A 12906-nucleotide genomic window follows, 5' to 3' on the forward strand; every position below is an offset into this window, starting at 1 on the left:
AATAAAAAATTACTGGATTTATCACCATAAACGAAATTTGTTAATAGATAACCTTGGCCAGTAATCAAGAAAAGTTAAGCGTGGCTGTTTAGATGAGACTGGGTATAGCCGTCTTTATCTTGATGGAAGCTCACAATGCTTTGTGCAAATTGTACAACTTCATCTTCGACTTCAGCATTCTGGTGAGAATCTAAAGAGAGTTTAGCCATGGGAACACCGTCCTGTAGAACGATAGGCAAGTGCATTTCAAACTTTTGGTTATTATGCGAAACCACAACTTTAATTTGATGCTGATCAAATGAGGAGTCTAAATGCAGATATGCGCCTTCATAGCTAGTATTGGCAAGCATTTTTGACGTCTTATTGAAGGTCAATGCTTTTTCATTGTTCATAGCGATGAATCCTGTCTTCGATTACTTTGATCGGATTGTCAATCCGCGCATCCTTGGTTTGGGTAATTGACCACTTTTACAACAATGCTGGCCGTGTTTCATTTTAGTGAAAAAAATGGATTTGTGAACTAGTGTTTTTAAGAAAAAGTGTCATTCATGGAAGTCATAAATGTAGTGAATTGATATTTTTTAACTATTATTAAAATAAATAATTAAATGAAAACAATTATTTGGTTTTTATTTGCGATGGTTTTAATTAGAAAAACTAAAAAATGACCGTGGCGTCTAATCTTTATAGAATGCGACAATTGGCATTAAGTGACAAAATTTAGAACAGAGATTTCGATATTTTTATGTATTTTTTGCATAATAAGTGGTCGAATATTAAAATTTTGTTAAAAACCATAAAAAAATTATTACAAGCCAAACATCTCAGGCATAATTATTTCATCTTTAGTTGAACAGGTCACAAATATGGATCCGTCGCCGTGCAGGTCTATGCTTTTAAAACAGAAACATAATTCTGGGGTAATGAAATAATGGAATTTTTATTAGATCCGGGAATATGGGTAAGTTTACTTACGCTGATTATATTAGAAATTGTTTTAGGTATTGATAACCTAGTCTTTATTGCCATTTTGGCTGAAAAACTTCCTCCTGAGCAACGCGATAAAGCGCGTGTCATTGGTCTTTCGCTTGCACTTTTAATGCGCTTGGGCTTGTTGTTTATCATCACTTGGTTAGTCACGTTGACTCGACCGCTGATTACTGTCTTAGATTGGACATTCTCTGGGCGAGATCTGATTCTTTTATTTGGTGGCTTATTCTTAGTTTATAAAGCCGTTACCGAATTGCATGAAAAAATTGAAGGTAAGCCCGAAGTTAAGCTGACCACCAATGTGGTCTACGCGGGTTTCACCGCAGTTGTGGCACAGATTGTGATCCTTGACGCGGTGTTCTCATTGGATTCGGTGATTACCGCGATTGGTATGGTCGACAACATTAATGTGATGATGGTGGCTATGGTCGTTGCCATGGTGGTCATGCTGTTGGCGTCAAAACCATTAATGACTTTTGTAAACCGTCATCCGACTGTGGTCATATTGTGTTTAAGCTTCTTACTGTTGATTGGTATCAGCCTGATTGCGGAAGGTTTCGGCTTCCACATTCCTAAAGGTTATATCTATTCGGGTATTGGTGTTGCCATTGCGATTGAAGCCTTTAACCAGTTTGGTGAGCGTAATGCGGCAAAACATGAAGCGAAAATTCCACTGCGTCATCGTACTGCGGATTCTATTTTAAAACTCATGGGTGGCAAGCTCCAAGCTGAAGACCCTGATCAGCTTCAAGCACAAGAAACTTTTGCGGATGAAGAACGTTATATGATTGGCGGTGTACTGACATTGGCTGAACGTTCAGTCGCGTCGATCATGACACCGCGTAGTCAAATTTCGTGGGTCAATCTTGATGATTCACCTGAAAAAATTCGTGAACAGGTATTGTCTGTACCGCACAGTTTATTTCCAGTGTGCCGCGGTAGCTTGGATAAAGTGATCAGTATTGCGCGCGCCAAAGAATTGCTCGATGTCATAGATGATGAAGAGCAATTGAAAGACCTGATCAAACGTCATCGTCCAATTTACATTTTTGAAAAAATGAAAGTCATTGATGCGATAAATACGCTAAGAACGTCTAAAGGTTCATTGGTTTTGGTGAGCGATGAGTTTGGCAATGTGCAAGGGCTCGTTTCACCGCTTGACGTATTTGAAGCGATTGCTGGTGAATTTCCCGATGCCGATGAGCAACTTGATTTGGTGAAGATAGATGATCAGACGTGGAAGGCGACAGGCATGCTGGATTTATATCAGCTTGAACTGGAACTAGGGATGATCGATTTGGTTGAAGAAGATGCGGGCTATATCAGTGTTGCTGGTTTAATCCTCGATAAAACTCATGGTGATGTACACGTTGGAACTCAACTGGACTACCGTGGTGTTCACTTTGAAGTACTTGAATTAGATTCAAACCGAATTAAGACCGTCAATATTACTTATCGTACTGCTTAATCATTGAAAAACTAGATTGTGAGAAAAATGTCAGCCTCGTGCTGGCATTTTTCTGCTTATAAAATAAGCGCTATGCACTTAAATAAAAAGCAGTTATTCTATGCCCGTAATTGGGCTGTCGTATTTGGTACTTGACGTTTGTAGTTTGGTGAAGACAGTTTTTTCTATGCCGATGGTCATCAAAGCATTGCATTTAGACCATAGCAGTAAAACAAGTGATCAAAATAAGAACGGAAGTGTTTCATGCAACTTATGGAAAAGGTCGTTGATTTTAAAAAGCTTTCAGTAGAGAAAAAACAATTTCTATATGAAGAACTTGACGCTTTTGATCGACAAATTTTTCCAAATGCAATCCCAACAGAACTGCATCAATTGGTGTATAACTCAGATGTAGTGGCATTACCTATTATTCGTTTTTATCATCGCGGAAAAATAGTTGGGCAAAATATTATTGCCATCTTGAAGCTTAAGACAGCGCATCAACCCTTATATATTCTTAGCTCGCGTGCAGCTTTTTTACCTGATTACCGAAATCAAAACAGAACGCTTTTATCTGCAATTCGAGTGACCTTGGGTTATCGTTTAAAATATCCCACGCGTCAGTTATGGTTTGTTTCGAGTTTGATGCAGCCAAAAGTATATCGGCTGTTTGCGTCACGTTCAAAACGCTTTTATCCGCGTGCAGAAGTGCCAATGCCTGAGGATTACTTACAGGTACTTGATCTCATACAAAGCCGTCATGTGAATGTGCAACAGCGCAGTGATGATGTGTTTGTGCATCCATGTGTACTGCCACAGACCACGCCTGAACAATTGATTCGGCTTCGAAATCGAGCCAGTCGTCATATCAACTTTTATATGCAACATACGCCTGATTATTTTATTGGTATGGGCTTGATGTGTATCTGTAAATTAGATCTGTTGACTCTGCTAGAAGCGGCGATAAACGTGTTTTTAGGGCGAGAAGTTGCCTAAGCAGAAACTCTCGCCATACTTTATTTAGGCTGAAGTACGGATAAGCTGTATATCTGCATATTCATAAATGGTTTCAGCTTTCATTTGATGAATGTGATCCATAAACGCTACATTAAAACTTCCTGTGCTTTGGCTTTGGGTATAAGCAAGTTGCCCCGCAATGGCAAAGTGGACATGCGCAGACAGCGCTGCAATGACAGGATTGGTGACGGCGCTATAGGCTGCAATTAATGCACCAAGGGCACAACCCGTAGCAGTAACTTTAGGTTGTAAATGCGAACCACCATTGACTTGGATTACAACATCAAGTTGTTTGGAAAGGATGTAGTCAGACTCGCCAGAAATGGCAATGATTTCAGCCTGTGCTAAAAGTGTTTTTGCTTGATGGTAGACATCGGCACTGCTTGCTGTACTGTCAACGCCTTTGGTTTCGATCTGGTTCCCTGCAAGTGTGCTGATTTCCGATGCATTGCCACGAATAACGGTGGGTTGATAAGCTAAAAGTTGATCTACTATTTCAGAGCGCCATTTTAAAAAGGGCCCATATCCTACAGGGTCTAATACCCAAGGTATGTTTTGCTGCTGTGCGGTTTGTGCCGAGATTTGCATGGCTTGCATTTGTTCAGAGGTTGGTGTACCTAGGTTAATACTGAGCGCTGCACTAATACTGGTGAAACTTTCCGCCTCAAAGGGATTATCAATCATGGCAGGTGAGGCGCCCGCAGCCAATAAAACGTTGGCTGCATAGTTAGCAGCCACACTGTTGGTGATACATTGCACCAAAGGTTGTTGCGTTTGCAGCGCAGTCCAAGCTTCAGCAACATATGCTACCAAGACATCGGTTTGGTCTTGAATCGATTGTTTTGTGTTAAGCAAGGACAAGTCTAAAAGCTGGGTCATAGTGGGTGCCCTTATTTGGTGAAATAGTGGTCTTGATGCTTACATTTGCGACAAAATAAAGTCACATATTGGTCAGCATCATAATCTACGGTAAGCTCATTTGAACCGCAGTACATACAGCGTTTTTGTGAGTAGAAGCTTAAACGCGGCTCAATTTTTTGCCATGAACGAGAGACAGGCTGGAAGAAAATGGCTTCGTCATAGCCTAAAAAGCGGAAAAATAAAACTTCGCTCATTTTGCTGAATGGTAGGTTATGCGGTCGAGGCAGCGTTGAAGTTTCCCATTTTTCAGCCACACTGCGTTCACGGTATTGTTGTAAAGTTTTTTTCAACAAGTTGGTGTTAATAAAGTTTTCATTTCTGGGTTGTAAGGCTTTACGTTCATATAAATACTCCAATGCAGTTTGGATTAAATAATAAATTTGTCCGACCGCGAGTACATCGAGTAAACGATAACAAAACACTTGGAAACTGTTATTTCCTGCAATTTGAATGCCCCAAGTACGACAGTAAAACTGCATAAATTGGATAATTTCCTGATAGAGCAATTGGTACAAGGCATTTTTGACTTCATCCGCGGTCTTAAAAGGCACACCAAGGCTAAGATTTTCATAAAACCAATAACGTAACTGCTGCGTAACACTAAATAGGCTGGGTTCAGAATAGCCGTCCAAACGCACATTAATATAGTACTGATGGGCTTCACTGGCAAAATCTTTGGCAACGAGGATTTGTTCTTTTACCAGTTGTTTGACGAGACTATTTTGAAATAGATAATTGGGGGTAATACTAAAATATTTGATCTGTTCCCAATCAATAAACTCTTGATGTTGTGTATGTTCTTGTGCGTAGTCATCTAACAGGGCCAATAAAAATAATTTATGCATAAAACTGAGCTGGCCCAGTTCAAACTCATAAATGTCCTTGGTTTTGGTTTTGGATTTACGCTGTTCTTGCTGACGAGTTTCTTTCAATATTTTTTTGCGCTGGGCTAAACAACTGTCGCAGTGGCAATTTAAGTTTGAATTGCTAAAAACACGATGTTGGCAGTGGCTACATTCATGAAAGTTAATTTCTTTGTCGTATTGTTCAGCATCCACCCAAAACATGGCCGCCTGACAAAGTGGACAAGGCGTGCTTTCATCAAGTTGTTTGTGCAAAATTTGAAGCGACATAAGATGAATTTGAGACTCAGGATTTTCTCAAATTATACACGCTAAAATTTCAGAAAGGCGTTGTAAATTGCAGTGTAATTGAACAAGCAGAGGTGCTTTGTAAACGCTAGACGGGTGAAGCAATGCAGTGGCGAATATAGGGCGAAAAAAATACGGCATGCACCGTATTTTTTTGTAGACGTAGAATTTAAACGGGGCAAGGTAGAGAGTCATCTTCCATACCTAGTTTTTTAGCTTCAATCATGGCTTGAACTTTTTTGCTCGGCAACTTTTTACTCCCTAGTGTGTCGTAGTGATTTAAAATGCTACTGACATCGTGTGCTTGTAAAGGTATTCCTTCACAGCTCATGAACAGGGCAATGACTTTATGATCAATTTTTGCAGCATGCATTGCTTGCAGCATTTTTATATTTTCGACGCGGACGATATGGTCTTTTAAGTACATCTCACACCTCTATTTGTTTTGCTTAAGTTTTATCATGCGCTATGCATATTTAGATACAAGCAAAAACTGTGCACAAAATGTAGCCGATTTGAAAATTAAGTTAGATATTTGAAAAGAGCTGGCTTTATATATTATCGATGTCTTTAAGTTTCTCAGCGTTTGAATGGTAGAGAGCTAATGGCACTGTGCAAGTCTAAAGGCTGGTGCAAATATTGCTAGACAAGCACTGCACGATGTGAGGAGTTGTCTGTTTCTTATTCACTTGGTGCAGTCATGTGAGCGGGATAGGAACAATAGAATTGAAAAGCTTGTTCAACGTGCCCATATAAATATCATTCAACATACACAGACAGCATGGCAAACTTGTCGTATGATCAAAACATACACAATATAAAGCTGTAGACCAATAGCATTAGGACATGACATGAATATTGCGGCAAATCCAATTATTGAAGCAGATCAAACCGTCTATTTAAAAGACTATCAAAAACCATCTTTTTTAGTAGATAGCATTCACCTCGATATTCAAGTCTATGATGAGCATAGCCAAGTTGATGCTGTACTGGAACTGACGCGCCAAACCGACGGTGATTTGGTTTTACTTGGTCGTGATTTAGAGTTGAAAAGTGTAGTCCTGAATGGCCAGCAACTCAGCCAAGAGCAATATACGCTTGATGCAGAGCAGTTGGTGATTCGTAATGCACCAAATCAGATCAAGCTTGAGACATCGGTGATCATTCATCCTGAGTCAAATACACAACTTGAAGGCCTATATCAAGCGGCATCAGATTTGTTTGTTACCCAAAATGAGCCTGAAGGTTTCCGTAAAATTACCTTTTACCCAGACCGTCCTGATGTCCTTTCAGTCTTTACCACACGTGTAGAAGCTGACAAAAAATATCCAGTGCTCCTTGCCAATGGTAACTTGATTGAAGCGGGCGAGGCGGGCGAAGGTCGTCACTATACCATTTGGCAAGATCCAACCAAAAAACCAGCGTATTTGTTTGCTTGTGTGATTGGGGATTTGGCGGTTTTAAAAGACCGTTATGTGACCTCGGAAGGCCGTGATGTGGCTTTAGAAATTTATGCTGAAGAAAAAGATATTCCGAAATGTCATATTGCGATGGAAGCCTTAAAGCATTCAATGCGTTGGGATGAAGAACACTATGGTCGCCCCTATGATTTAGACAACTATATGATTGTGGCTACCAGTGCTTTCAATATGGGTGCGATGGAAAATAAAGGACTCAACATTTTTAACACGTCATGTGTTTTGGCCGATGAAGAATATACGACAGATGCCGCGATCATGCGTGTACAGTCGGTCATTGCCCATGAATACTTCCATAACTGGACAGGTAACCGCATTACTTGCCGTGATTGGTTCCAATTGTGTTTAAAAGAAGGCTTAACGGTTTTCCGTGATCAATCTTTCTCAGAAGATTTGCAGTCTGCTGCGGTTCAACGTATTGATGACGTTGCGGTACTCAAAGCGCATCAGTTCCCAGAAGATTCAGGCCCATTGTCTCATCCACCGCGTCCTGACCATTTTGTGGAAATCAATAACTTTTATACTGCAACGGTCTACGAAAAAGGTGCGGAAATTAACCGCATGATGGCAACCTTATTAGGCAAAGAAAAATTCCGTAAAGGAACTGATGAATACTTTGAACGCCATGATGGTCAGGCCGTGACAGTTGAAGACTGGGTAGCTGCTTTAACCGCAGGTTCAGGCGTAGATTTATCCAATTTCTTAACATGGTATAACCAACCGGGTACACCAAAGTTAGAAGCGGAAGGTCATTATGATGCTGCTGCACAAACTTATACCTTAAATTTTAAGCAAAGTTTAAAAGCACATCCTAAGTATCCGAATCTAAAAGCTGTTCCAATCCCTGTCGCTTTAGCGCTGTTCGATGCTGCAACAGGTGAGCAATTAGTTTTAAACTCAGACAGTTTATTTGAAAATGCAGTCAAAGACGGTGTGTATCTTTTTGACCAAGACCAAGCCAGCATTGTGTTTAGCGGTTTAAGCACGAAACCTGTCGTGTCATTACTGCGTAATTTTTCTGCGCCCGTCAACTTAGAATTTAACTATACCGATGAAGAGTTGGCGTTCCTGATTCAATACGAAACCAATGGTTTTAACCAATGGCAAGCAACGCAAACACTGCTTGAGCGTATTTTACTCAATGGTCATGATGCGCATATTTATATTCAAGCTATTAAAAACACGCTACCAGATCTTGTTGAACAAGATCCACTCTTGGCATCACGTTTATTTGATGTGCCAAGTGAAGGTTATTTAGGTAGTCGCATCGACACCGACTACGAACCAGCGAAGATTCAAGAACAACGTAATGCTTTGATTGAAAAATTAGCACGTGAGTTAGGCGAGTTCTGTAAAGACACTTATTTAGCTTTAGACCCAGATTTGCAAAAAGAGTTCTCACAAGCCATGGGTGTCCGTGCGCTGAAAAACATCATGCTTAGTATGATGGCACGTCAAGGCGATGAAAGTGCTTTTGAGCTGGCATATCAGCAATATGAAGCCACAGGCAATATGTCTGAACGTTTAGGTGCACTACGTGTCTTGGTGTGGAACGATGCACAGCAAGCAGAAGCTGCTTTACGTGATTTTTATCAACGTTTTAAAGATGAGGCTTTGTCACTAGATCAGTGGTTCACACTTCAAGCGGCACATCCTTGTGCTACGACGGAAACCATCCAATACCTCACTTCTCATGTCGATTATGATTTGGGCGTGCCGAACCGTATTCGTTCTGTGAGTGGTGGCTTAAATGCAAACCCAGTGAACACATGGAGTTTTGGTGTGGATCATTTCATTGGACTGGCAAAATATTTAGATGAGAAAAACCCAATAGTTGGTTCTCGTTTACTTCAGGTTTTGTCACGTTGGTACACATTGGCAGAGCCACAGCGTAGCGAAGTGAAAGCAAAGCTTGAGGCTTTAAAACCACAAGTGAAATCTAAAAATGTCAGTGAAACTTTAAGCAGTATGTTAAGTATTTAACTGATCTACGCATAAAAAAGCCAGTCTACTGACTGGCTTTTTTTATGCAAACTGAAGAATGACAGTATGAAGAGCCCACATTGGTATTTTTATAAATAATGAATATTCATGTGAATAGTGTGAATTGAATCGCATTTTATGGGTATAATGTTATGGCATAACAGATGATTAGCTCAATATTCTGTATTTTTTTCGGCTTATGTATACAGGCTATTGGGCAGACAAACATGTAGAGTGTAAACAGATATGTTAGTTAAAATTGAAGATGGGTTTTATTTAAATACCGTTCATATTATTACTATTCGTATTGCGAAAAGTGCTGAACTGGGAACATTTCAAGTCAATGTTGAGTATAGCCCGCATAACCATCAGGCTTCGGGGGTATTTCAAAAAACTTTTATGCAACAGTCGGCAGCAGAGCATTATTTGCAAAATTTGCATCAGCAGATTAGTAAAAGCTAATGAAGTGAACGAGTTCTGCCAAATAAAAAAGACTGCTTCGGCAGTCTTTTTTATTTAAAACAATACTTAAACTTTTACGATCAGCACAGGTATCGGAGACTGTGTTAGAACATTTTGCGCCACACTACCTAACATCATCTTTTTAAAACCTGTACGGCCATGTGAGCCCATTAAAATTAGGTCTGCACCGACTTCATCGGCCACATGAATAATACCTTCAGAAGGAGAGACACCGCGGATCACTTTTGTATCTACCTCAATTTCATCACGGTCAAATGACAGCTTTACTTCGGCCAAACGCTCTTGAGCGACTTTTTCAGCATGTAGAAAATAGTCGGTGATGGCTGGTGCAACTTTATAAAAGTCGACTCCGACAAATGGATCAACAGCAATCACGCTCATGAGTGTCACACGACTATTTAAATCTTTGGCTAACTCAAGTGCTTGTTCAACAGCAGCATAAGACATCGGGGATTCATCGACGGCAACCAAAATGTGTTTGTAGCTCATTATCTTCTCCTTAATGGTGCATCTTTATGCGGATTATTTTGCAGTACATGCGAAATCAATTCATATAAAGACGCGTTATAGTTGATTAAGCTTTAACAATGAGAACTGGGAGCTCAGTAGACTTGAGAACATCTTGAGCAAAGCTGCCTAATAGGAATTTTTGAAAGCCTTTACGGCCATGTGAACCCATCACAATTAGGTCGTTTTTTAGTGAAGCGGCCGCTTCGACCACAGCATCTTCAGAGACTTCACCTTTGATGATTTTAGACTGTGCTGTTATACCTTGTTCTTGTGCAATTTGAACTGCATCCTGAAGGGCTTTCTCAGCATTGTTGTAGGCTTGTATGAAATAGTCTTTCATGATTGGAGAAGTATAGTAAAAATCAGCATCTTTGAGAGGGTCTTCAGCAACTAAGCTAATCAATGTGAGTTGACTGCCAAAAACTTTGGCAATTTCAGCCGCTTGCTTAACCGCAGAAAAAGAAATTTGTGAACCGTCAACAGGGACTAAAATATGTTGGTAAGCCATCAGAGGGACTCCTTTTTGTATAAGATTTAGTTCTTAATTTATTGATAACACACTGCCATTAAATGTTCAATTTTGATCGGGCTAAAAATTGAAAATTCATGAAATTTAAAGAAAATAATTCAAAAAAAAGCCGATTTACGTGTCCAAAATGTTGAGTGAAAAACTCAAGTTTCAGATTTAAAGCAATATTTTTTAAAAGATGCTTCTAGTGTTTAAATGAGGCTGAAATGAGACCTGTTTAATCATGCGATGTGATAGAGATTGTATTAGAATCATTTGAAAAAAGGGTGGGGCCGAACAGTATGATTTTTCAATCAATAATAAAAGTACTTAGTACTGTTTTCATGATTGTGCTTTTGAGTGCGTGTCAAAGTGTAGAAAAGAACACCAAACTGATTGCGGGAACGTTCAATACAGCAACCAATATTCAAATGAAAATGCTAGATCGCTTTGCGCCTCCCGATGTCATCATACACAATAATATTACATATCAAGCTAGTCCTGAGCTGAATGTTGATATCTATCAACCCAAAAATATTGAACAACTAAACGCAGTGCCCACGGTGGTTTGGATTCATGGCGGCGGATGGGTTTCGGGCTCAAAAGAGCATGCGCGAGGTTATTTTAAGCTTTTAGCTAATCAAGGCTTTAACGTGGTCTCGGTAGAGTATCAGTTTGCACCTGAGGCTATTTATCCCACTCAGTTACAGCAAGTCGATCATGCACTGAATTTCTTACAATTGAATGCTGCTCAGTATCATATTAACCCGAACCAACTGTATTTAGCAGGAGACTCTGCTGGAGCCAATATTGCCAGTCATTATGCTGCACTTTTGACGAATCCCGCATTTGCTCAAGCATCCAATTTTAAGCCGAGCATTCAGCCGAAACAGCTTAAAGGGCTAATTTTGCATTGTGGTATTTATGACTTATATCGCTTTGTAAACACGGCTCCTGAGGAACTCAGGCTTATTGAATGGGGCGTTTATAACTTGGTACAAGCTTATACAGGGGAGCGTAAAGAGGATGCAGAGTTTTTAAAGTCAATTTCAACCAGTGAACATATTACGCCACAGTATCCATCTGTCTTTATCAGTGGAGGAAATAAAGACTTTTTAACCAAGAGCCAGTCTTTACCTTTCGTCGAGGTGTTGAAGCAGCATCAGGTTGTAGTCACAGAGGCTTTCTATCCAGACTCTAAGGAGTTTTTGGTGCATGAATATCAGTTTATGATGAGCAAACAAGCGAGTCAGATCACCTTTGATCGAACCATTGATTTTATAAAGCAAACCTCAAATCCGACCGAAAGAAAATAAAAAAGTATGCGGAAAGCCTTGTCTAGTTTTTGCTATTTTAATAACATACCAACCGTTCGGTATGTTTTTTTGTTGAGTTTCTGATGAATCCTATATTAATGGCTTATGCATTGCTGGCGATGGCAATTATTTCTGAAGTGATTGGTTCGACTTTTTTGGTAAAGTCGGAAGGTTTTACCAGACTATTGCCTTCACTTGCGGTGGTGGTTCTATTTTCGTTGGCATTTTATTTATTGTCTCAAGTGATTAAAGTTATCCCATTGGGTATCGCTTATGCGATTTGGGCGGGTGTTGGTATTGTTTTAACCGCTCTGATTGGTTACTTTGTTTTCCGACAAAGTCTAGATTTCGCAGCAATGATCGGTATTGCACTGATTGTTTCTGGTGTGGTCGTGATTAACTTATTTTCAAATTCAACAGGGCATTAAGTTCGATGCAACAAGCAAGTCCACGTAAAAAGGCACCAGAACAGGTTCGCCAAAGTATTCTACAACATGCGATCTGTTTGGCTGCTGAAAAAGGCGTGACTGGGGTCTCCATACAAGCAGTGGCTGATTTGGTTGGCGTGAGTAAGGGTGGTGTTTTTCATCATTTTCCAAACAAACAAAAGCTACTTGAAGCGATGGTTGTCGAACAGCTTGAACAATTAGATCGTGTAGTTGATGAGTTGATTAGGCAAGACCGTGATCGTTATGGTTGCTTTACCCGAGCCTATATCGAGATTACTTTGGAAAAGCAGGTGCTAGGCTTGGAGCATTCTTGGTCAGCTATTTCGATGATTATGCTGACGGACCGTACCTTTAATGAGTATTGGATTGAATGGCTTGATAAACGTTTAGCGCGACATCAGGATACAGACAATGATTTGGAGCTTAAAATTCTGCGCTATGCTGCAGATGGCATTTGGCTCACAGCATTTACTGAGGTGGAAAATTTGTCTGAGACAATGCAACTTAAGCAAGAATTGATTCAACGAAGTTATCAGCATTAATTTTTCAAGTTAGCAATATGTCTTGTCCTGAAATAGATTGACAGTATTCCACTTCAAACCGAGTTAAGCAATTAGCTCGGTTTTAGTTTGCTCATACATCTGATTCGGGGT

Annotated in this window: 13 protein-coding genes; 7 read left to right on the forward strand and 6 right to left on the reverse strand. The window is 40.0% G+C overall.

Annotated features, from left to right (window positions below; translation table 11 throughout):
• Window positions 1-74: 74 nt before the first annotated feature.
• Window positions 75-392, reverse strand: coding sequence for a hypothetical protein (locus AXW61_RS05125; RefSeq protein ID WP_062032945.1), 318 nt, complete (start codon window positions 390-392; stop codon window positions 75-77).
• Between the two features lie 539 nt (window positions 393-931).
• Here AXW61_RS05125 and AXW61_RS05130 point away from each other — a divergent pair.
• Both AXW61_RS05130 and AXW61_RS05135 read left to right on the forward strand, forming a co-directional pair.
• Window positions 932-2458: a transporter associated domain-containing protein gene (locus tag AXW61_RS05130; RefSeq protein ID WP_062032947.1), complete on the forward strand. Its 1527-nt coding sequence runs from the start codon at window positions 932-934 to the stop codon at window positions 2456-2458.
• Window positions 2459-2701: 243 nt separating this feature from the next.
• Complete coding sequence (locus AXW61_RS05135) at window positions 2702-3433, forward strand: hypothetical protein (RefSeq protein WP_062032949.1); 732 nt, start codon at window positions 2702-2704, stop codon at window positions 3431-3433.
• Between the two features lie 24 nt (window positions 3434-3457).
• On the opposite strand, the gene thiM is transcribed toward AXW61_RS05135, so the two are convergent.
• The 3 genes from thiM to AXW61_RS05150 form a co-directional block, all read right to left on the reverse strand.
• Window positions 3458-4333 carry a hydroxyethylthiazole kinase gene (gene thiM / locus AXW61_RS05140; RefSeq protein WP_062032952.1) on the reverse strand — a complete coding sequence of 292 codons (876 nt, stop codon included), beginning with the start codon at window positions 4331-4333 and terminating at the stop codon, window positions 3458-3460.
• Between the two features lie 11 nt (window positions 4334-4344).
• Window positions 4345-5508, reverse strand: coding sequence for a hypothetical protein (locus tag AXW61_RS05145; RefSeq protein ID WP_058951887.1), 1164 nt, complete (start codon window positions 5506-5508; stop codon window positions 4345-4347).
• 187 nt (window positions 5509-5695) lie between these two features.
• Window positions 5696-5953 carry a hypothetical protein gene (locus AXW61_RS05150; protein ID WP_005401172.1) on the reverse strand — a complete coding sequence of 86 codons (258 nt, stop codon included), beginning with the start codon at window positions 5951-5953 and terminating at the stop codon, window positions 5696-5698.
• 424 nt (window positions 5954-6377) lie between these two features.
• Here AXW61_RS05150 and pepN point away from each other — a divergent pair, with 424 nt between their 5' ends.
• Both pepN and AXW61_RS05160 read left to right on the forward strand, forming a co-directional pair.
• A complete protein-coding gene (gene pepN, locus AXW61_RS05155; RefSeq protein ID WP_062032954.1) occupies window positions 6378-8987 on the forward strand; it encodes an aminopeptidase N in 2610 nt (869 codons plus the stop codon).
• A gap of 246 nt (window positions 8988-9233) precedes the next feature.
• Complete coding sequence (locus AXW61_RS05160) at window positions 9234-9449, forward strand: hypothetical protein (protein WP_062032957.1); 216 nt, start codon at window positions 9234-9236, stop codon at window positions 9447-9449.
• A gap of 66 nt (window positions 9450-9515) precedes the next feature.
• Here the strand turns inward: AXW61_RS05160 and AXW61_RS05165 are convergent, their stop codons facing one another.
• Both AXW61_RS05165 and AXW61_RS05170 read right to left on the reverse strand, forming a co-directional pair.
• The gene (locus AXW61_RS05165) at window positions 9516-9959 is read right to left on the reverse strand and encodes a universal stress protein (RefSeq protein WP_081408267.1); all 444 of its coding nucleotides are present in this window, start codon (window positions 9957-9959) and stop codon (window positions 9516-9518) included.
• An 85-nt stretch (window positions 9960-10044) separates the two neighbouring features.
• Window positions 10045-10488 carry a universal stress protein gene (locus AXW61_RS05170; protein WP_058869721.1) on the reverse strand — a complete coding sequence of 148 codons (444 nt, stop codon included), beginning with the start codon at window positions 10486-10488 and terminating at the stop codon, window positions 10045-10047.
• A gap of 302 nt (window positions 10489-10790) precedes the next feature.
• On the opposite strand from AXW61_RS05170, the gene AXW61_RS05175 reads away from it, so the two are divergent.
• The 3 genes from AXW61_RS05175 to AXW61_RS05185 all read left to right on the forward strand — a co-directional run bounded on the left by AXW61_RS05175 (window position 10791) and on the right by AXW61_RS05185 (window position 12795).
• The gene (locus tag AXW61_RS05175; RefSeq protein ID WP_062032962.1) at window positions 10791-11804 is read left to right on the forward strand and encodes an alpha/beta hydrolase; all 1014 of its coding nucleotides are present in this window, start codon (window positions 10791-10793) and stop codon (window positions 11802-11804) included.
• Window positions 11805-11887: 83 nt separating this feature from the next.
• The gene (locus AXW61_RS05180; RefSeq protein WP_062032964.1) at window positions 11888-12232 is read left to right on the forward strand and encodes an SMR family transporter; all 345 of its coding nucleotides are present in this window, start codon (window positions 11888-11890) and stop codon (window positions 12230-12232) included.
• A gap of 5 nt (window positions 12233-12237) precedes the next feature.
• Window positions 12238-12795 (forward strand): TetR/AcrR family transcriptional regulator, encoded by a 558-nt coding sequence (locus AXW61_RS05185; RefSeq protein ID WP_062032967.1) that lies wholly within the window; start codon window positions 12238-12240, stop codon window positions 12793-12795.
• The last annotated feature ends 111 nt before the right edge of the window (window positions 12796-12906 follow it).

It is taken from the genome of Acinetobacter sp. BMW17 (genome assembly GCF_001592855.1).
Lineage (GTDB): Bacteria > Pseudomonadota > Gammaproteobacteria > Pseudomonadales > Moraxellaceae > Acinetobacter > Acinetobacter johnsonii.